The sequence below is a fragment of the Rhizobium sp. 01N48 genome, from assembly GCF_056399145.1.
Window position 1 is genome coordinate 220608 of the sequence record NZ_JBFTQT010000003.1, and the last position, 19795, is coordinate 240402.

At 62.0% G+C, this 19795-nt stretch carries 14 protein-coding genes and 1 pseudogene; 5 read left to right on the top strand and 10 right to left on the bottom strand.

Annotated elements, in window-relative coordinates; translation table 11 throughout:
• Positions 1-20: 20 nt before the first annotated feature.
• Positions 21-1913 (top strand): AsmA family protein, encoded by a 1893-nt coding sequence (locus AC1DOG_RS07475; RefSeq protein ID WP_477927255.1) that lies wholly within the window; start codon positions 21-23, stop codon positions 1911-1913.
• On the opposite strand, the gene AC1DOG_RS07480 is transcribed toward AC1DOG_RS07475, so the two are convergent.
• The 5 genes from AC1DOG_RS07480 to AC1DOG_RS07500 form a co-directional block, all read right to left on the bottom strand.
• Positions 1914-2732 (bottom strand): ABC transporter permease, encoded by an 819-nt coding sequence (locus tag AC1DOG_RS07480; RefSeq protein WP_113009952.1) that lies wholly within the window; start codon positions 2730-2732, stop codon positions 1914-1916. It abuts the gene before it with no gap.
• A gap of 3 nt (positions 2733-2735) precedes the next feature.
• Positions 2736-3647: an ABC transporter permease subunit gene (locus tag AC1DOG_RS07485; protein ID WP_113009951.1), complete on the bottom strand. Its 912-nt coding sequence runs from the start codon at positions 3645-3647 to the stop codon at positions 2736-2738.
• 4 nt (positions 3648-3651) lie between these two features.
• Entirely contained in the window at positions 3652-4794 is a 1143-nt protein-coding gene (locus AC1DOG_RS07490) for an ABC transporter ATP-binding protein (RefSeq protein ID WP_477927256.1), read from the bottom strand.
• A gap of 90 nt (positions 4795-4884) precedes the next feature.
• Entirely contained in the window at positions 4885-5982 is a 1098-nt protein-coding gene (locus AC1DOG_RS07495; protein WP_113009949.1) for a polyamine ABC transporter substrate-binding protein, read from the bottom strand.
• Positions 5983-6109: 127 nt separating this feature from the next.
• Complete coding sequence (locus tag AC1DOG_RS07500) at positions 6110-7519, bottom strand: helix-turn-helix domain-containing protein (RefSeq protein ID WP_477927257.1); 1410 nt, start codon at positions 7517-7519, stop codon at positions 6110-6112.
• Positions 7520-7714: 195 nt separating this feature from the next.
• Here AC1DOG_RS07500 and aceA point away from each other — a divergent pair, with 195 nt between their 5' ends.
• A complete protein-coding gene (aceA, locus tag AC1DOG_RS07505; RefSeq protein WP_477927258.1) occupies positions 7715-9004 on the top strand; it encodes an isocitrate lyase in 1290 nt (429 codons plus the stop codon).
• A gap of 24 nt (positions 9005-9028) precedes the next feature.
• Entirely contained in the window at positions 9029-9265 is a 237-nt protein-coding gene (locus tag AC1DOG_RS07510; protein ID WP_018898479.1) for an SMc00767 family acetate metabolism repressor, read from the top strand.
• Positions 9266-9297: 32 nt separating this feature from the next.
• On the opposite strand, the gene AC1DOG_RS07515 is transcribed toward AC1DOG_RS07510, so the two are convergent.
• From AC1DOG_RS07515 to AC1DOG_RS07535, 5 genes and pseudogenes are all read right to left on the bottom strand, one after another.
• A complete protein-coding gene (locus tag AC1DOG_RS07515) occupies positions 9298-10167 on the bottom strand; it encodes a LysR family transcriptional regulator (RefSeq protein WP_477927259.1) in 870 nt (289 codons plus the stop codon).
• Between the two features lie 298 nt (positions 10168-10465).
• A complete protein-coding gene (locus AC1DOG_RS07520) occupies positions 10466-12316 on the bottom strand; it encodes a methyl-accepting chemotaxis protein (RefSeq protein ID WP_477927260.1) in 1851 nt (616 codons plus the stop codon).
• 194 nt (positions 12317-12510) lie between these two features.
• Positions 12511-15039, bottom strand: a complete 2529-nt coding sequence (locus AC1DOG_RS07525) for a methyl-accepting chemotaxis protein (RefSeq protein ID WP_477927261.1) — start codon at positions 15037-15039, stop codon at positions 12511-12513.
• Positions 15040-15339: 300 nt separating this feature from the next.
• On the bottom strand, positions 15340-15483 hold the full coding sequence (locus tag AC1DOG_RS07530) for a hypothetical protein (protein WP_477927262.1): 144 nt from the start codon (positions 15481-15483) through the stop codon (positions 15340-15342).
• 164 nt (positions 15484-15647) lie between these two features.
• Positions 15648-16867, bottom strand: a pseudogene (locus tag AC1DOG_RS07535) (BaiN/RdsA family NAD(P)/FAD-dependent oxidoreductase).
• An 88-nt stretch (positions 16868-16955) separates the two neighbouring features.
• Between AC1DOG_RS07535 and AC1DOG_RS07540 the strand changes: the two are divergent.
• A complete protein-coding gene (locus tag AC1DOG_RS07540; protein WP_018898473.1) occupies positions 16956-18392 on the top strand; it encodes a glutamine synthetase family protein in 1437 nt (478 codons plus the stop codon).
• Positions 18393-18402: 10 nt separating this feature from the next.
• Positions 18403-19701: an NAD(P)/FAD-dependent oxidoreductase gene (locus AC1DOG_RS07545; RefSeq protein WP_477927263.1), complete on the top strand. Its 1299-nt coding sequence runs from the start codon at positions 18403-18405 to the stop codon at positions 19699-19701.
• The last annotated feature ends 94 nt before the right edge of the window (positions 19702-19795 follow it).

The following is a 19795-nucleotide window of genomic DNA, read 5'->3' on the forward strand; positions in this document are numbered from 1 at the left end:
TCGAAAGACTGGCGAAACGCATGGGTACGTCCCGACCACCGCCGCGGCGGATAAAAATCAGGCCCGTCTCTCGTTGGCTGCCGGGTGTCGCCCGCGTCGCGACGATCTCGCTGCTGGTCTTTCTTGCCGTCTTCGTTTCGCTTCGGGTGGCTGGCCCCTATGTGATCTCGACCGGGCTTGTGCGCTCCGGCATCGAGGACAGGCTTTCGCGATGGACGGGCTATAATGCCGAGATTTCCGGATCACCTGTCATCGAGTTCTGGCCGACGCCGCGCATCACCGTCAACAAGATCGCGGTGCGCCAGAAGGACGCCAACAACAAGCTGCTCGGCACCATCGAAAGCATTTCGGCCGAGTTCAGCTTGATCGATGCCTTCAGGGGCAAGGCGAGCTTCCACGAATTTCATATCCTGCGCCCCAACCTGCTTCTGACCCGCGAACGCGACGGCACGATCGACTGGACGAATGACGGCCAGTTGGCGCAGGCGATCGCCGGCGCGCAGGAAAAGAACGGCGAGGAAACACTCGACACGACGCTCGATGCCGATATCGGCACCATCACGGTCGAAGACGGCACCTTGAACGTGACCGATGTCGCCAGCGGCAGGACCTATCGCTTCGACGGCGTGACCGCCGATATCGGCTGGCCGCGCCTGTCGAGCCCGATCAGCGCGGTGCTGATCGCTCGCACAAATGGCCTCGACCTGAAGCTGGACTTCTCGTCGCGCAGCCCGTTGCTGACCTTCGGCGGCAAGAACGCGCCGCTGAGGGCCGCACTGACATCGAACATGGTGACGGCCAAGTTCGATGGCGTGGCCAACATTGCCCATCTCTTCAGCCTGCAGGGCACGATGTCCGTCGGCATTCCGGATCTGCCGGCCTTGCTGACATGGGCGGGGCGTGCGCTACCCGACGCGGCGACCCTCAGGGCATTTTCCATCGACAGCGATGTGACGTCGTCGGCGAACGGCTTTCGCTTCGACAACCTAACGCTCGGGATGAACGGCTCGAACGCCAACGGCGCCATGGATGTGAGCTTCGTGCCCGGCAAGCGCGCGAAACTCGGCGGCACGCTGGCTTTCGATCAGATCAATTTCAAATCCCTGTTCGATGCCTTCGTGGTGCGCCTCGTGGCCGGTGAAGACCATGGACCGCCAGACGGCGGAGCCTTGCAGCAGCTTGATATCGACTTGCGCCTGTCGGCCAAGCAGGCCGATCTCGCCCCTTTCAAGCTCTCCAATGTCGGCGCCAGCATTATCGTTTCCAGCAACGAGGCGCGGTTCGACGTCGGCGACAGCCAATTCGAGGGCGGCTCTCTGACTGCCCATATCGAGACGACGCGCGGCGACTTCGATGGCGGCGGCAAGCTGCAGATGTCGATCCGCGGCGCGGATTTCGCCAGCCTGATCGAACGCCTGAACCTGAAGGGGCCGCTGCCGCTTGCAACCGGCTCGCTCGACCTTGCCGTGCGCACCGCGCTGCCGATCTGGAAGGCGGGGCCGGCTGATGTGACCGGCAATATTCATTTTCGCACGCAATCAGGCTCGCTGCCCGGGTTTGATTCCGAGGCGGTGCGCAGCGAAGCGGCGAAGGCGGAGTTCTTTGCGTTGAGCGCTGTCTCGCATCGCGCCTTCGCGTTCGATCGCCTGGATATCGCGGCCGATCTCGACGACGGTGCCGCGCAGATCAAGCGCGGCCGGATCGAAGGGCCGCAGGAAACGATCACGCTGTCAGGCGTCATTCCCTATAAGTCGAGCGGGCTCGCGCTATCAGGCAAGATCATTGCCACCGATCCCGTTAACGACGCGGCGTTTCCTGTGCTGCCGTTCTTCGTCGGCGGCTCCTGGCCGGATCCGGTCCTTTCGGCGTTGCCGGGCAACCAGCAGCAGCCGCAGGAAGGCGCTACGAAATAATCACGGCGCGTTCGCCGCCGCCCGCTCATCCCTCTCACGCTGAAGCTCGCGCCGCTTGGTGATGACCGATGCGCAGATGACGCCGACCGCGACGATGGCAATCAGCAGCGTGCAGACCGCGTTGATCTCGGGCGTGACGCCGAGGCGCACCTGGCTGTAGATCTTCATCGGTAGCGTGGTGGCGCCGGGCCCTGAGGTGAAGCTGGCGATGACGAGATCGTCCAGCGACAGGGTGAAGGCGAGGATCCAGCCAGAGGCCACGGCGGGCGCGATGATCGGCAGCGTGATCTCGAAGAAGGTGCGCACCGGCGGCGAGCCGAGATCGAGCGCTGCCTCCTCGATCGAGCGATCGAAGGTCAGCAGGCGCGACTGCACGACGACGGCGACGAAGCACATGGTGAGCGTCGTATGGGCCAGCGTGATGGTCCAGAAGCCGCGGTCGAAGCCGATTGCCACGAAAAGCAGCAGCAGCGACAGGCCGGTGATTACCTCGGGCATGACCAGCGGCGCGTAGACCATGCCGGAGAAGAGCATGCGGCCGCGGAAGCGCGTGTAGCGCACCAGCGTAATGGCGGCGAGCGTACCGAGAATGGTCGCCGCGGTGGCCGAGAGCACGCCAACGCGCAGCGTCACCCAGGCGGCGTCGAGCAGCGCCTGGTTCTGGAAGAGCGACACGTACCACTTGGTCGAGAAGCCGCCCCAGACAGTGACGAGCTTCGATTCGTTGAACGAGAAGACAACAAGAAGTACGATCGGCAGATAGAGGAAGGCGAAGCCGAGTGTCACGGAGGCGACGTTGAAGCGGGTCCATTTCATCATGGCTTATCTCCCCTGCTCGTCGGCTTTGGCCTGCGCATTCTGGAAGAACACGATCGGAATCACCAGGATGAGAAGCAAGATGGTGGCCACGGCCGAGGAGACCGGCCAGTCGCGATTGGCGTTGAACTCGTTCCACAGTGTCTTGCCGATCATCAGCGTCTGCGATCCACCGAGCAGATCGGGGATGACGAACTCGCCGACGGCGGGGATGAAGACCAGCATGCAGCCGGCGACGACGCCGGGAAGCGACAGCGGGAAGGTCACGCGCCAGAAAGCCGTTATCGGCGGGCAGCCGAGATCCTGTGCCGCCTCGATCAGCGTGCCGTCCATCTTCTCCAGCGCGGAATAGAGCGGCAGGACCATGAAAGGCAGATAGGAATAGACGATGCCGATATAGACGGCGACGTTGGTGTTGAGGATGATCAGCGGGCTGTCGATAATATGCAGCGACTGCAGCAGCTGGTTGAGCAGCCCTTCGGGCTTCAGGATCGCAATCCAGGCGTAGACGCGGATCAGGAAACTCGTCCAGAACGGCAGGATGACCAGCATCAAGAGCGTCGGGCGGATGCTGCGCGGGGCGTTGGCCATGCCGTAGGCGATCGGATAGGCGATCAGCAGCGTCAGCAGCGTGGAGATGCCGGCGATGATGACGCTGGATAGATAGGCGTTGAAATAAAGCGGATCGTCGATCAGATAGCTGTAATTATCAAAGGAGAAGCTCGACACCTTCTCCCAGAAATCGGCCCAGCCATCGGCCAGCGAAAATACCGGCTCGTATGGTGGCATTGCGATTGCCGTCGTCGACAGCGAGATGCGGAAGACGATGAAGAACGGCGCCAGGAAGAAGAGCAGCAGCCAGACGTAGGGGACGATGATGACGAGGCGGTTGTAGACCGATGATCCAAGCTTGCCCATGGCGTCAATCCTTCAACAGAACGCCGGCGTCCTCGGCGAAGGTGACCCAGACTTCCTGATCGTAGACGAAGGGATCATCGACCGAGCGCTGCGCATTCAGCGACGACGCCTTGACCACCTTGCCGCTCTTCAGCTTCACATGGAAAACGGTCATGTCGCCGAGATAGGCGATGTCCCAGAGTTCGCCGGAGGCGGCATTGACGCCGGGGTTGGCCGGTGGAGTGCGCGTGACCTTCAGCTTTTCGGGACGGATGGCGAAGCCGGCGGCGCTTCCGACCGGCAGCGGCTCGGCGCCGGACAGCTTGATGGTCAGGCTCTCGTCGATTGACATCTCGACGCTGTTGGCATTGGAGGCAGTGATCTTGCCGTCGAAGATGTTCACGTCGCCGATAAAGTCGGCCACGAAGCGGGAGTTCGGGGCTTCGTAGATTTCGGCCGGCGTCGCCACCTGGATGACCTTGCCGTGGCTCATGACCGCGATGCGGTCTGCCATGGTCATAGCCTCTTCCTGGTCGTGGGTGACGACGACGAAGGTGAGACCGAGGTTCTGCTGCAGGTCCATCAGCTCGAACTGGGTTTCCTCGCGCAGCTTCTTGTCGAGCGCGCCAAGCGGTTCGTCGAGCAGCAGCACTTTCGGGCGCTTGGCAAGCGAGCGGGCAAGCGCCACGCGCTGGCGCTGGCCGCCGGAAAGCTGGTTCGGCTTGCGGGAGGCGAATTTCTCAAGCTTCACCATCTTCAGCATCTGCAGCACGCGTTCGCCGATCTCGTCCTTGCCCATGCCGTCCTGGCGCAGGCCGAAGGCGATGTTCTTTTCGACCGTCATGTGCGGGAAGAGCGCGTAGGACTGGAACATCATGTTGACCGGGCGCTTATAGGGCGGGGTGCCGGCCAAGTCGGTGCCATCCAGGATGATCTCGCCCGAGGTCGGCTGCTCGAAACCAGCAAGCATGCGCAGCAGCGTGGACTTGCCGCAGCCCGATGCGCCAAGCAGCGCGAAGAACTCGCGGTGATAGATATCGAGAGACAGATCGTCGACGGCGGTGAAATCGCCGAAACGCTTGGTGACGTTCTTGAAGGATATGAAAGGCTTAGCTGCCGGATCTGTCCACGGCGCAAATGAACGGCGGGTATTGCCAAGTGACTTCATCGTGTTCCCCGAAAAATCATTCTCAAAAGCCGCCGTCCCCACGATCGGCATATAAAAAGGCCCGGTCGTTGCCGCCCGGGCCTGGTGGTCTTACTGGCCGGTGACGATCTTCGTCCAGAGCCGCGTCGCCGTGCGCTGCGTTTTGGGATCCCACGGAGAGATGGTGAAGAGCTTGCCCATGATATCCTCGGTCGGGTAGATCGCCGGATCTTCCAGGACATCCTTGCTCACGAACTGCTGCGAGGCCTTGTTGCCGTTGGCGTAGAAGACATAGTCGCTTGCCTTGGCGATGACTTCGGGCTTCATCATGTAGTTGATGAATTCGTGGGCCTCGGCGACATGCGGAGCATCGGCCGGGATCGCCATCATGTCGAACCACATCTGGGCGCCCTGCGACGGGATCGAGTAATTCACCTCGACACCATTCTTGGCTTCAACGGCACGGTCGCGCGCCTGCAGAACATCACCCGAATAGCCGAAGGCGATGCAGATGTCGCCGTTGGCCAATGCATTGATGTATTCCGACGAGTGGAACTTGCGGATGAAGGGGCGAACCGAGGTCATCAGCTCCTCGACCTTCTTGAAATCCTCGGGATTCTTGGAGTTCGGATCGAGGCCAAGATAGTGCAGCGCGGTGGACAGCACATCCTTCGGCGTGTCGAGCACGTAGATGCCGCAATCCTTGAACTTGGCGGCGACCTTCGGATCGAAGATCACTTCCAGGCCTGGCTTGACGTCGGGGCCGAGGATTTCGGCGACCTTCTTGACGTTGTAGCCGATGCCATCGGTGCCCCACATGTAGTCCACGGCATATTCGTTGCCGGGATCGTAGCTCGCGGTGCGCTGCTGGATCACGTCCCACATATTGGTGATGTTCGGCAGCTTCGACTTGTCGAGCTTCTGGAACACGCCGGCCTGAATCTGGCGCTGCAGGAAGTCGGCCGTCGGAACGACAACGTCATAGCCGGTACCGCCTGCCAGAAGCTTGGTTTCCACCGTCTCGTTGCTGTCGAAGGTGTCGTAGACGACCTTGATGCCGGTTTCCTTGGTGAAATCTTCGAGGATGGAACTGTCGATATAATCGGACCAGTTGTAGACGTTGACGACGCGATCCGCGGCAACGGATGGCGTGATCGAAAGCCCAGTCACGAGAGCCGTGGCCGCGAGCTTTGCGAGAATTGACCTCATGCTATCTCCTGCTTTTTGTTTGGGCACCGTTTGCGCGGATGCTTCCCTCTGGTTTTGGTTGCAGACTAGAAAGGATTTATGGAGCCGACAAGCGCAAAATCCTGCACTCTCAATGATTTCGCCCTGATTAGAAGTCGAAGCTGCTGAGGCCCGAGACCATCTCATCGAGCCCCAATGGGCGTGTGACAGGCGGCTCGGCGCGCGAGAGGCAACCGCGCCTTTCGCAGAGCCGACAGCCCGAGCCTGCCGTGATCGCCTTTTGCGCGGAAACCGCCTTGCCGTAGACCGTCCCCTCGCCCGCTAAAATATCACAACCGACGAGAAGCGCCGTGCGGCGGACGCGCTCGCCGAACGGCGCGTTCGGCCCTTCCAGCGTGCGGGATATGGTGAGGTAGCGATTACTGTCCGGCATCTCGACCATCTCGGCGAGGATCTGCCCGGGCTGGAGCAGCGCGACATGGACGTTGAGCTTGGGACAGTCGCCGCCGAAGCGCAGATGCGGGAAGCCTTGCGATCCTGACCGACGCAGCCGATGACCGGCGCCGTCGATCTCCATGGTGAAAAAGGAGACCGCCGACGCGCCGGGGCGCTGCAGCGTGGTCAGCCGGGTTGCAGCCTGGGCGAAGGAGACGTTGAAGCGGACGCGCAGGAGATCGATATCATAGGCCGCCGCCTGGGCCGCGGCGAGGAAGGGCGCGTAGGGCATGGTCAGCGCCAGCGCCGCATAGCGCGCGAGCTCGAAGCGGGCGATGCGCCTCGCCTCCTCGGTGGAGAGCATCAGGCCTTCGAGCTCGGCAAGGATCGCCTCGCGCAGCGCCAGCGTCGCGACTTCGATTGCGATCTCCTGCGCCTGGTCGGCCGGCGACAGGCGCTCGGAAATGAAGAGCCGCATGGAGTGACGATCGAAACGACGGCGGAGATCCGGCATGACATGGATGGGTAGAACGCGGACGCCGATGCCGCGCTCGGCGCGCAGCCACTCCTTGAATGTCGAGATGATATCGCGCGGATCGGAGAGCGCATGCAGGAACGTCTCGGCCGCCGTTTCGATGCGCGGGAAGTAAGCCGAGCGGCGCTCCAGCACGTCGCGCACCTCATCGGCCGGCAGCCGGGCGCCCGACAGCGGTACCTGCCCCTCGCCTGCACTCAGAAGTGTTAGATCGGAGAGGCGCGCCGCCTGTTCCCTGTAGGCACGGTAGAGCTTGATGACGCCGCTTGCCGCATTGGGCGCTGCTTCCGCGACTTCCACCAGTTCCTGATCGCCCGGCAGCTCGCCGGATAGCAGCGGATCGGCGAAGACTTCCTTCAACTGAGTGAGACTGCCGCCGCTTTCGGCGCGCAGCTCCTCCAGATCGACCTTGTAGACCGCCGCGAGCTTCAGGAGCAGCTGGACGGTCAGCGGGCGCTGGTTGCGCTCGATCAGGTTGAGATAGGACGGCGAGATTTCCAGCGCCTCGGCCATCGCCGCCTGCGTCACACCGAGACCGTTTCGGATACGGCGGACCTTGGGACCGGCAAACATCTTTCGCTCAGCCATGTGACAATCCTTTACAGAAGATCCGGATCAAAGAATTTACAAAACTTGACAAATTTACTCTCGAAACTTGTCACGTTCTTTGCATCGCGACCCCTATTCCATCGCGTTTCTCCGTTTAACTCTGGCCATTTCCGGATGATTTGTAAATCCTGTCAATCAGCCACACCGGCCATGATGTTATGCAAGGAGGAAGACATGACAGAGTTTGACAAGCTTCACCGCAATATCCCCGCCAACCGTTTCGCCGGCATCGAGCGCCCCTATTCGGCCGATGATGTGAAAAGACTGCGCGGATCGGTGGAGCTTCGTTACTCGCTGGCCGAAATCGGCGCCAACCGGCTCTGGCAGCTGCTGCATCAGGACGACTTCGTCAACGCCCTCGGCGCGCTTTCCGGCAACCAGGCCATGCAGATGGTTCGCGCCGGGCTGAAGGCGATCTATCTGTCGGGCTGGCAGGTCGCGGCTGATTCCAACACGGCATCGGCGATGTATCCCGATCAGTCGCTCTACCCTGCCAATGCCGGGCCGGAGCTTGCCAAGCGGATCAACCGGACGCTGCAGCGCGCCGACCAGATCGAGACCTCGGAAGACAAGGGGCTTTCGGTCGAGACATGGTTCGCGCCGATCGTTGCCGATGCCGAAGCCGGCTTCGGCGGGCCGCTCAACGCCTTCGAGATCATGAAGGCCTATATCGAGGCCGGTGTCGCAGGGGTTCACTTCGAGGACCAACTGGCGTCGGAAAAGAAGTGCGGCCATCTCGGCGGCAAGGTTCTGATCCCGACCGCCGCCCATATCCGCAACCTCGATGCCGCGCGCCTCGCCGCCGACGTCATGGGCGTGCCGACGCTCGTCATCGCCCGCACCGACGCGGAAGCCGCCAAGCTGTTGACCTCCGATATCGACGAGCGCGACCAGCCTTTCGTCGATTACGATGCCGGCCGCACAGTCGAAGGCTTCTATCAGGTGCGCAACGGGCTGGAGCCGTGCATCGCGCGCGCCGTCGCCTACGCGCCGCATTGCGATCTGATCTGGTGCGAGACCTCCAAGCCGGATCTGGAACAGGCACGGCGGTTCGCCGAGGGCGTGCACAAGGTGCATCCGGGCAAGCTCTTGGCCTACAACTGCTCGCCGTCGTTCAACTGGAAAAAGAACCTCGACGACGCGACGATCGCCAAGTTCCAGCGCGAGCTTGGTGCCATGGGCTACAAATTCCAGTTCATCACGCTGGCCGGTTTCCATCAGCTGAACTTCGGCATGTACGAGCTCGCCCGCGGCTACAGGGATCGGCAGATGGCCGCCTATTCGGAGCTGCAGCAGGCGGAGTTCGCCGCCGAAGCGAACGGCTACACCGCGACCAAGCACCAGCGCGAAGTCGGCACCGGCTATTTCGACGCCGTATCGATGGCAATCACAGGCGGGCGATCCTCGACCACCGCGATGGGGGAATCGACGGAACACGCACAGTTCAAGCCAGCAGCCGAGTAAAGCCAACCGAAGGAGGAGAAAGCCATGCCTACGCTTGCACGCGTCAAGGAACGCGCAGAGGAACAATCCACCAGCATGACGCCGGATCAGCAGGGCATGATCCGCATGCTCGCCAATGATCTGCATCGGCTGAACCAGTCGGTCATGAAGGCGGTCGATGCCGGCGTTTCGGTCGAGATCGTCCGCTCGGCCCGCCATCATGGCGGCGATGGAAACTGGGGTGACCTGTTGATCCCGGTCATTGTTGCGGGCCGGAGCTGACTAGCCCCCAATCCGCCCTGCAACGCGGCGCCTCAGCTTCGGCTGGGGCGCTTTCCCGCGAAAAGATCGCTGTAGCTTTTCAAGAGCTTGGTCATGCGATCGGTGACGGTTCGGATTTCCTGGCGATGCCGGTCTTCGTTGTTCATGACGATCCATTGTTGGTGGCGCAGGTCCGGTAGTTCCGGGCCGAGGCGCTGCAGGTCTGGATCGAGATCGCCGACGAAGCAGGGGAGCACCGCCTTGCCGGCGCCGGCGCGGACGAGATCGAGCAGCGAGCGCGGGCGGTTGACGGTGGCAACGATGGCGCCCGCGGCATTGCGATGCGGCCAGCGCAGATAGTTGGAGATCGCATCCTCCTCCCCGACAGCCAGCCATCGCTCTTCCTGTTCGCCGGCATTGCGCCTGGCATAGACGGCGTAGGCCACCTCGCCCAGCAGCCGCGCGGCGAGATTGTTTTCCTCCGGCTCGAAGGCGCGGATGCCGATATTAATCTCGCGGTAGTTCAGATTGGCGCGCGCCTCGCCTATCGTCATCGACACCGCGAAATGGTCGCCGGGCATGCGGATGGCGCCAAAATTCTCGGCCATCAGCCAGGCAACCCAGGTGCCGGCGGCGATCCGCACGGTTGCTCCGACGCTGCTTGCCTGGCGCCACGCATCGACCTTGCGGGCGGCGGCCTCCATGTCCTTCAGATGATCGAGCAGGGCCTGACCATCCGGCGTCAGCCTGTAGCCGGTGTGGCTGCGGGAAAAGAGCGTCCGGCCGATCTCCTGTTCGAGATCGAGCATCCGCCGGCCGATCGTGGCCGGGCTCAGCCCGCTCGCGGCAGCCGCCCCCGTCAGCCCGCCGAGACGCGCGACATGAAGAAAGAGCTGAAAGGAATCCCATTGCGTACTTTTCATGAGTGAAAAACATAGTGGGATTTCTTGCGTTTATGAAGCGAATTTTGGCGAATACCCTATGTCCATCTTCAATTCAGAAAGGACACGGTCATGATCGAGCTGTTAGCCTTCATCGAGCTCGCCAAACTCACCGCGAGGAATTCCGACCCGTATCGTGCGCGGGCCGAGGAGGCCTTCTACCAGGGCTACGGACAATCGAAGATCGAGCGCTTCGCCGCTCGTCTTTTCGCCGTGCTGCCCATGAAAAAGGGCCGCCCAACGGGCAGCCCTTCGATGATCAAAGCTGGTGGAGAACCGATCAGGCAGCGTTTCGCATGCGGACCTGCTGGGGCGCCGAAGACGCATCGATGCGGAACTGCTGTATCAGCGACATGAGGGCGTCAGCTTCGCTCGCCAGCTGGCGGCTCTGCTCGGTGGTCTCTTCGACCATGGCTGCGTTCTTCTGCGTCATCTGATCCATCGCGTTGACGGAGCTGTTGACTTCCTGAAGAGCTGCCGACTGGTCGGCGCTGGCGGTGGCGATGGTTTCGACGTGCTTGCTGATTGCGATGATCTCGCTGCTGATCGAGGCCAGAACCGAGCCGGTCTTCTGGACCAGTCCCGAGCCTGCCGCGACTTCGCGGGTCGAGGTTTCGATCAGGCTCTTGATTTCGCGCGCGGCATCGGCCGAGCGCTGGGCGAGTTCGCGCACTTCCATGGCGACGACGGCGAAGCCCTTGCCGGCTTCACCGGCGCGCGCGGCCTCAATACCGGCGTTCAATGCCAGGAGGTTGGTCTGGAAGGCGATGTCGTCGATCACCTCGATGATCTGCTCGATCTGCTTGGACGCGGCCTCGATGCGATCCATCGCGGCAACGGTGTCGCCGACCACGACAGTCGAGCTGTCCGCCGTCTTCTTGGTGACGATAACAGCGCTGTTTGCCTCGCGGGCGCGTTCGGCCGACGAGCGCACGGTGACGGTGATTTCTTCCACGGCAGCAGCGGTTTCTTCCAGGCTTGCGGCCTGGGCTTCGGTGCGCTTGGAGAGCTCATCGGCCGAGTGCAGCATGGAGCCGGAATTGCGGTGGATGGTCGCCGCGTTGTCGCGGATGCGCGAAAGCGTATCCTGCAGGCGCTCCAGCGAGGCGTTGAAATCCACGCGCAGCTGTTCAAGCCGGCCGACGAAGGGCGTCTCGATCGTTTCCGAGACATCGCCGCTCGACAGGCGGCCAAGGCCGGCGGCGAGCTGATTGACAGCAAACTGGATCTGGTCGTCGAGCGTGCGCTTTTCGGCGTCGTTGCGGCTGCGTTCCGCGTCGCTGAAGGCGCGCTGTTCGGCCGCCTGCGTTTCCAGCGTGAGCCGGGCGCGAGCGCCGTCCTGGAACAGGGCGAGCGCCTTGCCGATCGCGCCGAACTCGTTCTCCTTTTCGGTGCAGGGGATCTTCGTGTCGAGATTGCCCGCGGAGATCGTGTTGATCGCACCCGTCAGCGTCTCGAGCGGGCGGATCGTGGCGCGGATGGCGAAGTAGGCGATGACGCCGACGATCAGCAGGACCGCGAGGCCGACGCCGACAACCAGGGTCAGGAGCTGCTGCAGGCTGCTGTAGTAGACTTCCATCGGAATGCCGATGAAGAGGACGCCAACGGTGGTGCCTGCGGCACTCTTGACCGGGAAGTATCCGGTCATGAACTTCTTACCGAAGAGATCGGCCGGGCCGTAATAGGCTTCACCCTTGGCCAGAACCGCCTGCGCCGGGTGTCCGGCGGCAAGCTTGGTGCCAACGGCGCGCTCGCCGTTTTCCTTCTTTATGTTCGTCGAAACGCGGACGTAGTCATCGCCCTGACGCTCGAACACCGTGGCATAGCCCGCGATGGAGGCGGCGGTGCGATCGACAAGCGCGTGGTCGCTGAGCGACGTCGGCAGCTTCTCTTCGCTGACGGCCACCAGCTTATTGTCGCGAACATCGACCTTCGCGGCCGGATCGCCTGCCGCGTAGAGCACCGCCATGGCGCGACTTGCGTCCTTGGCATCGGTGACCGCGCTGGTCATGACATACGCGCTAAGATTGTAGTAAGTTACAGAAACAATCGCCGCTGTACTGAAGACCAGAAGAGCAAGCGTAATCGCGACGATTTGCCGAACAATAGACGCTGAGAAGAAGCGAAGCATACAAAGACCCCTGAGGAATAATCGGGGCCGAAATTAGTGCTAAAGTTTTAAGATAAATCCCATGAAAACTGACGGGTGTCATGTCTGGACAAACTAAAATGCATGGATGATTTCCTGCATATCCGCACCGGAGAAACGCAAATGGCTCCGTTTCCGGAGCCATCGCATGTTCCTATCGAAAGTATCGGCCTCGATCAGGCGGCGCGGTAGACCCTGTCCTGGCTAGTACTGTCGATCTTGAACTGCCTGATGAGACCAAGCAGAGCATCGGCTTCGTTGGCGAGTTCGCGGCTGGCGGCCGTGGTTTCCTCGACCATCGCAGCGTTCTGCTGAGTCATCTGGTCCATCTGGTTGACCGTGGTGTTGACCTCCTGCAGCGCGCCCGACTGATCGTGGCTGGCGCGGGCGATGACTTCAACATGCTCGCTGATGGCGACGATCTGGGTGCTGATCTTAGCCAGCACCGTGCCGGTCTGCTGCACGAACTGCGAACCGGAGTTCACCTCGTTGGTCGACTTGTTGATCAGCCCCTTGATCTCCTGGGCGGCAGCGGCCGAGCGCTGCGCCAGTTCGCGGACTTCCATGGCGACTACGGCGAAGCCCTTGCCGGCTTCCCCGGCGCGCGCAGCCTCGATCCCGGCGTTCAGCGCCAGAAGGTTGGTCTGGAAGGCGATCTCGTCGATGACGCCGATGATCTGCTCGATCTGCTGCGAGGCTTCCTCGATGCGGGTCATCGCGTCGATCGCGTTGTTGACGACGGTGGCGGAATCGTCGGCGCTGCGCTTGGCCTGGCGCACGACCTGATCGGCCTCCTTGGCGCGTTCGGCGGACGAGCGCACAGTGACGGTGATCTGGTCCACGGCGGCTGCCGTCTCTTCCAGAGAAGCGGCCTGGTTTTCGGTGCGCTTGGCAAGATCCTCGGCCGACTGGGCCATCTGGTTGCCATTGCCCTGGATCATTTCGACGTTGTCGCGAATCTGGCTCATGGTGGCCTGGAGGCGCATCATCGAGCCGTTGAAATCCTGGCGAAGTTGTTCGAGACGGCCGATGAAGGGCGTGTCGATCGTGGTCGAGATATCGCCCTGCGACATGCGCTCGAGACCAGAAGCAAGCGCGTTGACCGCGAACTCGATCTGGCGGTCCATCTCGCGCTTTTCGGCGTCGTTGCGCTGGCGCTCGTGCTCGGAAGCGGCGCGCTCCTCGTCGCTCTGCTCCTCGATGCGGATCTTGGAGATCGCGTTTTCCTTGAAGATGCCGAGCGCGCGGGCCATGTCGCCGATTTCGTCGTGGCGCTGTTCACCTGATATGCTGGTGTCGAGCGCGCCATCGGCGATGCGGCGCATGGCTGATGTGATCTGGCCGATCGGCCGCTGCAGGGTCAGAACCAGCGCGATGCCGCCGACAACCGAGAGCAGGATGCCGAGACCGGTCGTGAGAACGGAAATGCCGTTGGCCTGGGTGCGCTCGACGCCGGCCGTCTGCTTCTGCAATTCGGCGAAGGCGGTGAGTTCGCCCCAGACGGCGTTCAGCTGCGTGCGGGCGGAGGCGTAGTCGGCGACGCGCTGCTCGATGGTGGAGACGAGGCTTTCGGCATCCTTGTCCATCGAGGCAAGCGCCGGCGACATGGCGGCGACGATATCCTCGGCGAAGTTCATGCCCTTGGCGCTGGCGAGCAGCGTATTGAGGTTGGTGCCGAGGGTGGCGATTTCCTGATGCAGGCGAACGCGGTTGTCCTTGTCCGGCTTGGCGGCGAATTCGCCGAGCACGAGCTGCAGCGAATAGATCGCGCTTTCGAGGCGGCGCGTGTCTTCCAGCACCGAATTGGTCTGGGCGATGCGGCTGTCGAGCTCGACGAAGGTGGTCGTGGCGGCCCGCATCATCTGCGTTGCCGTCAGCTGGGTGTAAGTCGACATCTGGCGGAAGCGCGAAACGAGACGGCCGAGATTGGCGATCGCCTCATCGGTGCCGGCGTCGGCGGCGGTCGCCTGCGCTTTCACGTCGCTGATCGTCTGAGCGAGCGACTGCGTCATGCTCTTCTGGTTCTGCGGGACGGAGATCTCGATCAGGCGCTGGGCTTTCAGGATGCCCGGGAGCGCGTCGGTAACCACCTTGAGCTTGTCGGCCGGCAGTTGCGCCTTGCCGAAATCGGCCATCACGGTTGCCAGCGCATCGCCGCCCTTCAGGAGGCGGTYGGCGGCGCGGAGCGTCGCGGTGGCGTTGCCTTCGTCGTTGCGAATGTTTTCCTGCAGCTGCTGGGCGTCGTAATTGACGTTGAAGCGGCTGGAGATCATCACCTTCTGGGCTTCGTCGATCGACTTGCGCAGGGCGACTTCCTGTTCGTGCAGGGTCCAGAGCTTGCCGACGGTGTCGGAGATGCCATTGGTTCCATCGGTCGCGGCCTGCAGATTGGCGCGGCCGGCATTGTCGCCGATCTGCTTCAGCGTGGCGCTCAGCGTCGCATGCTGGGTGGAGACATCGGCGTAGAGCTTGTCGCGCGCTTCCTCATTGGTCACGCGCAGGAAATCGTCCATGGAGCCGAAGAGATCCTTGAAACCGCTCAGCGACTGAAGAACGCTGTTGGAGATCTCCATTCGACCCTGAAGCAGGCCGGACGCGTAAAGGCCGGTGAAGCCGACTGCTGAAATGCTTAAAACAAACGGCAAGACGAAGATAAGGACCTTGGTCTTGATCCTGAAACGGGAAAGAATCCTGTCAATAAACATGGGGGTTCCGGCCTTCCATACACCACTCCTCCCACCGGCGGCGCGATTGCGCGTCGGCTGAGTGCATCGAACATTTTGGAACAATGGGGGATCGCGAGCGCATGCTCGGACGGCAATCATTGCCTGTCACGCTCCGCAAGATGCGAGGCGCCCATAAGTCATACTAAAGCTTTGCCGAAGATGCGTTAATTTTTATATAAGCTTAGGTAGCCGGATATCGCAGCAAACCGGGCGTTCGCGCGCTTATAGTGCAGGCGCATCGGTGCGCCGCAAGGTCTCGTTGTCTTGAAGGGGAATGCCTTAGAGCATTCGCGGGAGGAAGAGCGCCATGACGGCGGCGGCGGCACTGGCGGCCAGGACGAAGTAGCGGATTGCGACAAGCCGTGTATCCGGCTGGGTCTTGGCAATTGCGATGGCGCGGGCGCGTCGTGTGTTCTTGTTCATCTGCAGAACCTCACTTCTCTATGTCACAACAATCCAACAAAAGACTGTGCTCGTAAAGCCTTATTTAGGAAGCCAATTCAAGCACGTCATCGAGACAGGATGGCGCACCCTGCTTAAGAACTCTTGAATCCTTCAACTGGTTTCATCTCTACGAAGAATAAGCTTTATAGACTGTCACCAGCCGCGACACCCGAGGCCCAGGCCCACTGGAAATTGTAGCCGCCGAGCCAGCCGGTCACGTCGACGCACTCGCCGATGAAGTGGAGACCGGGGACCGCCTTGGCCTGCATGCTGCGGGAATCGAGTGCTGCTGTGTCGATGCCACCAAGCGTGACTTCAGCGGTGCGGTAGCCCTCTGAGCCCGAAGGCTTGATCGTCCAGTTCTGCGCGGAATCGACGAGGCGCGCCAGCACCTTGTCGGACATATCGGCCATGTTGCCGGTCACGCCGGCGCGCTCGGTCAGATATTGCGCCAGGCGCTTGGGGAGCACCTCACCGAGTGCTGTCTGCGCCGACTGGCGGCCGTTCGCCTGCTTTGCCGCCTTCAAATGCGCGAGGAGATCGACGTCGGGCTCGATATCGACGGTGATCTCGTCACCCTCGCGCCAGTAGGAGGAGATCTGCAGGATGGCCGGGCCGCTCAGGCCGCGATGGGTGAAGAGCAGCGCTTCGCGAAAGGCGGTCCTGCCATGGCGTAGTTCGGCGGGGGCCGCGATCCCCGACAGCGGCGCGACGCTTTCGAGCAGCGCCGGGTCGAGCGTCAACGGCACGAGGCCGGGGCGGGTTTCGATCAGCGGCAGGCAGAACTGTTCGGCGATGCGATAGGCGAAACCGGTCGCGCCCATTTTCGGGATCGACTTCCCGCCGGTGGCGATCACCAGCGAGGTGGCGTGATACTCGCCCTCGGAGGTGGAGACGCGAAAGCCGTCTTCGGTCTTATCGACCGCGACAATCTCGGTGCGCAGTTCGAGCCTGGCGCCCGCCGCCTGCATCTCGTCCAGCAGCATGCGGATGATGTCCTTGGCGCTGTCGTCGCAAAACAGCTGGCCGAGCGTCTTCTCATGCCAGGCGATCTTGTGGCGATCGACCATGGCGACGAAGTCCGATGGCGTGAAGCGGGCGAGCGCCGACTTACCGAAATGCGGATTGGCCGAGAGGAAATTCTTCGGCGAGGCGTGGATATTGGTGAAGTTGCAGCGACCACCGCCGGAGATGCGGATCTTGTCGCCGGGCGCCTTGGCGTGATCCAGCACGACCACCGAACGGCCGCGCTGGCCGGCGCGGATGGCGCACATCATGCCTGCGGCGCCCGCGCCTATGACGATCACATCGCTTCTTCGCTGCACGGCTGTTTCCTTCGTCGAAAGGCGTCTTCTTTTTCCATCAATAGGCGAAAGTCAACCCGCATCCCCCCTCGCCAATTGCCAAACTCCGGTTATTATGGCTGCAAGATCAACGCAAACCGGTGTGTCATGTCCCCAAAAAAGACGACGCTGAAGCCTGCCAAGAACGTTCCCGCCTCGAAGAAATCTCCCCCGGACCCAGGATATCTTCGCGGCGTGGCCTCCTGGAAGGAAGCAGCGCAGTTCTTGCGGGCACGCGGGATCGAAGACATCGAATGCATCACGCCCGACCTCGCCGGCGTGCCGCGCGGCAAGATGATGCCTAGCTCGAAATTCACCTCCAACACATCGCTGGCGCTGCCTTCGGCGATCTATCGCCACACGATTTCGGGCGAATATCCCGAAGAGACCGAAAGCTTCCGCTACGAGCCGCGCGACAGCGATTTGAAACTGGTGCCCGACCTTTCGACGCTTTCCGTCGTGCCGTGGGAGACGGACCCGACCGCGCAGGTGATCTGCGATATCGTCAGCGCCGACGGAGAAGAGGTCCCCTACACGCCGCGCAACGTCTTGAAGCGGATCATGAAGCTCTATCATGACCGCGGCTGGAAGCCGATCGTGGCGCCTGAAATCGAGTTCTATCTCGTCGCCAAGAACGACGACCCGGATTATCCGCTGCATCCGCCGAAGGGCCGCTCGGGCCGCGCCATTCTCGGCGGCCAGGGCTATTCGATCGCGGGGATCAACGAGTTCGACGAGCTGATCGACGACATCTACCATTTCTCTGAAAAGCAGGGGCTGGAGATCGACACGCTGATCCACGAAGAAGGACCGGCGCAGCTCGAGATCAACCTTCGCCACGGCAATCCGATCGAGCTTGCCGACCAGGTCTTCATGTTCAAGCGGACGATCCGCGAGGCGGCGATGAAGCATGGCATCTACGCCACCTTCATGGCCAAGCCGATGCAGGGCCAAGCCGGATCGGCGATGCACATCCACCAGTCGGTCATCCACGAGGACACGGGCAAGAACGTGTTTTCCAACCCCGACGGCTCGCCCTCGAAGGAGTTCTTCCACTTCATCGGCGGCATGCAGAAATACGTGCCGAGCGCGCTCTGCATGCTGGCGCCATATGTCAACTCCTACCGTCGCCTGACGCCCGACATGTCGTGCCCCGTCAACAACGCCTGGGGCTATGACAACCGCACGACGGCGTTCCGCGTGCCGGTGTCTGATCCGCAGGCGCGGCGTGTCGAGAACCGGCTGCCGAGCTCCGACGCCAACCCCTATCTGGCGCTGGCGGCTTCGCTTGCCTGCGGCCTCTTGGGCATCATGAAGGAAATCGAGCCGACGGCGCCGACCGAAGATTCGGCCAACGAAGGCTCGATCGACCTGCCGCGCGGCTTGCTTGAAGCCGTCGCGCTGATGGAGGATGAGCCCGCGTTTGAGGAGGTGTTCGGCCGCGAGTTCATCGGGCTCTATGCCGGCGTCAAGCGCGGCGAGTTCGAGACCTTCATGCAGGTGATCAGCCCGTGGGAACGCGAATTCCTTCTGCTCAACGTGTGAGGATGGCGCCATGACATCCGAACAGAAATGGCAGAGCCCGATCGCGCCCGGCATTTCGTGGTATCAGGCAACGGCGGGCGAGCGGCCCACCTATCCTGAGCTCGACGGATCGAAGACATGCGACGTCGCCATTATCGGCGGCGGCTATACCGGGCTGCAGGCCGCCTATCATCTCGCCAAGGCGGGCGTTTCGGTGGTGCTCATCGAGGCATGCCGGTTCGGCGATGGTGCATCGGGCCGCAACGGCGGCCAGCTCGGCACCGGGCAGCGTTCGTGGCCGGAAGAGCTGGAAGAAGAGATCGGCTTCGAGCGCTCGAAGGCGCTGTTCGATCTGGCCGAGGACGCCAAGAAGCACTTGCTCGCCTTCGCGACCGAGCACCAGATCGACATCGACTTCATACCCGGTCAGATGAACGTGGCGCACAAGGCGAGTTACGAGAAGGACTTTCGCGCCAATGCGGAGATCGCAGCGACCCGCTACGGCTACCCGCACGCCACCTTCATGGACCGCGCGGAAACGCAGGAGCGGCTGGGGTCGACACGCTTTTTCTGCGGCGTGCGCGACACCGGCACCGGCCACATTCACCCGTTGAAGCTCCTGATCGGGCTGGCGCGGGCGGCTGCGGCTTCCGGCGCTCAGGTCTTCGAAATGACGAAGGCGACGGCGATCCGGCAGGGCGGCGGCAAGGTTACGATCGATACGCCGCGCGGGCAGATCACAGCCGACAAGGCGCTGATTGCCTGCAACGGCTATATCGACAATCTCGAACCGATCACTGCCAGCCATGTCATGCCGATCCGCTCCTTCATCGGCGCGACCGTGCCGCTCGGCGAGAAATCCACGGTCATTCCTGGTAGCGAGGCGGTTGCCGATTCGCGTTTCGTCGTCCGCTACTTCCGAAAATCCAAGGACGGGCGGCTGCTGTTTGGTGGTCGCGAGGCCTATACTGCGGACAATCCACGCGACATATCGCAGCACATCCGCCGCCAGATCGCCGAGATTTATCCCGAACTCGATAACGTCGAGATCACCCATGCCTGGGGCGGATCGGTCGCGATCACCATGCCGCGGCAGCCCTTCGTGCGCGAAGTCATGCCAGGGGTGACCTCGATCGGCGGCTATTCCGGCCATGGCGTGATGCTTGCGAACTATTGCGGGCGGCTCTATGCCGAAACTGTGATCGGGAAATCCAGGGACCTCGAGCTGTTCAAGGCGCTCAAAATCCCGGCCTTCCCGGGTGGTCCGGCGATGCGCGCGCCCCTGCTCTTCCTGGCGCTTTCGTGGTTTGCGCTGCGCGACAAGTTTTAGTCAGATTGCGGATTTCCTCACGAGGCTTTTCGATCTAAAACCAGTGCCGGACAAATTCGTTGCAGCGCACACTGGCTTTTTTAAATCGATTAGA

Bases quoted from the DNA above. Each gene is read 5' to 3' on its own strand.
- AC1DOG_RS07475 (WP_477927255.1), top strand. From the start codon at position 21: ATGGGTACGTCCCGACCACCGCCGCGGCGGATAAAAATCAGGCCCGTC.
- AC1DOG_RS07485 (WP_113009951.1), bottom strand. From the start codon at position 3,647: ATGGGCAAGCTTGGATCATCGGTCTACAACCGCCTCGTCATCATCGTC.
- AC1DOG_RS07490 (WP_477927256.1), bottom strand. From the start codon at position 4,794: ATGAAGTCACTTGGCAATACCCGCCGTTCATTTGCGCCGTGGACAGAT.
- AC1DOG_RS07500 (WP_477927257.1), bottom strand. From the start codon at position 7,519: ATGGCTGAGCGAAAGATGTTTGCCGGTCCCAAGGTCCGCCGTATCCGA.
- AC1DOG_RS07530 (WP_477927262.1), bottom strand. From the start codon at position 15,483: ATGAACAAGAACACACGACGCGCCCGCGCCATCGCAATTGCCAAGACC.
- AC1DOG_RS07540 (WP_018898473.1), top strand. From the start codon at position 16,956: ATGTCCCCAAAAAAGACGACGCTGAAGCCTGCCAAGAACGTTCCCGCC.
- AC1DOG_RS07495 (WP_113009949.1), bottom strand. From the start codon at position 5,982: ATGAGGTCAATTCTCGCAAAGCTCGCGGCCACGGCTCTCGTGACTGGG.
- AC1DOG_RS07510 (WP_018898479.1), top strand. From the start codon at position 9,029: ATGCCTACGCTTGCACGCGTCAAGGAACGCGCAGAGGAACAATCCACC.
- AC1DOG_RS07480 (WP_113009952.1), bottom strand. From the start codon at position 2,732: ATGATGAAATGGACCCGCTTCAACGTCGCCTCCGTGACACTCGGCTTC.
- aceA (WP_477927258.1), top strand. From the start codon at position 7,715: ATGACAGAGTTTGACAAGCTTCACCGCAATATCCCCGCCAACCGTTTC.
- AC1DOG_RS07545 (WP_477927263.1), top strand. From the start codon at position 18,403: ATGACATCCGAACAGAAATGGCAGAGCCCGATCGCGCCCGGCATTTCG.
- AC1DOG_RS07515 (WP_477927259.1), bottom strand. From the start codon at position 10,167: ATGAAAAGTACGCAATGGGATTCCTTTCAGCTCTTTCTTCATGTCGCG.
- AC1DOG_RS07520 (WP_477927260.1), bottom strand. From the start codon at position 12,316: ATGCTTCGCTTCTTCTCAGCGTCTATTGTTCGGCAAATCGTCGCGATT.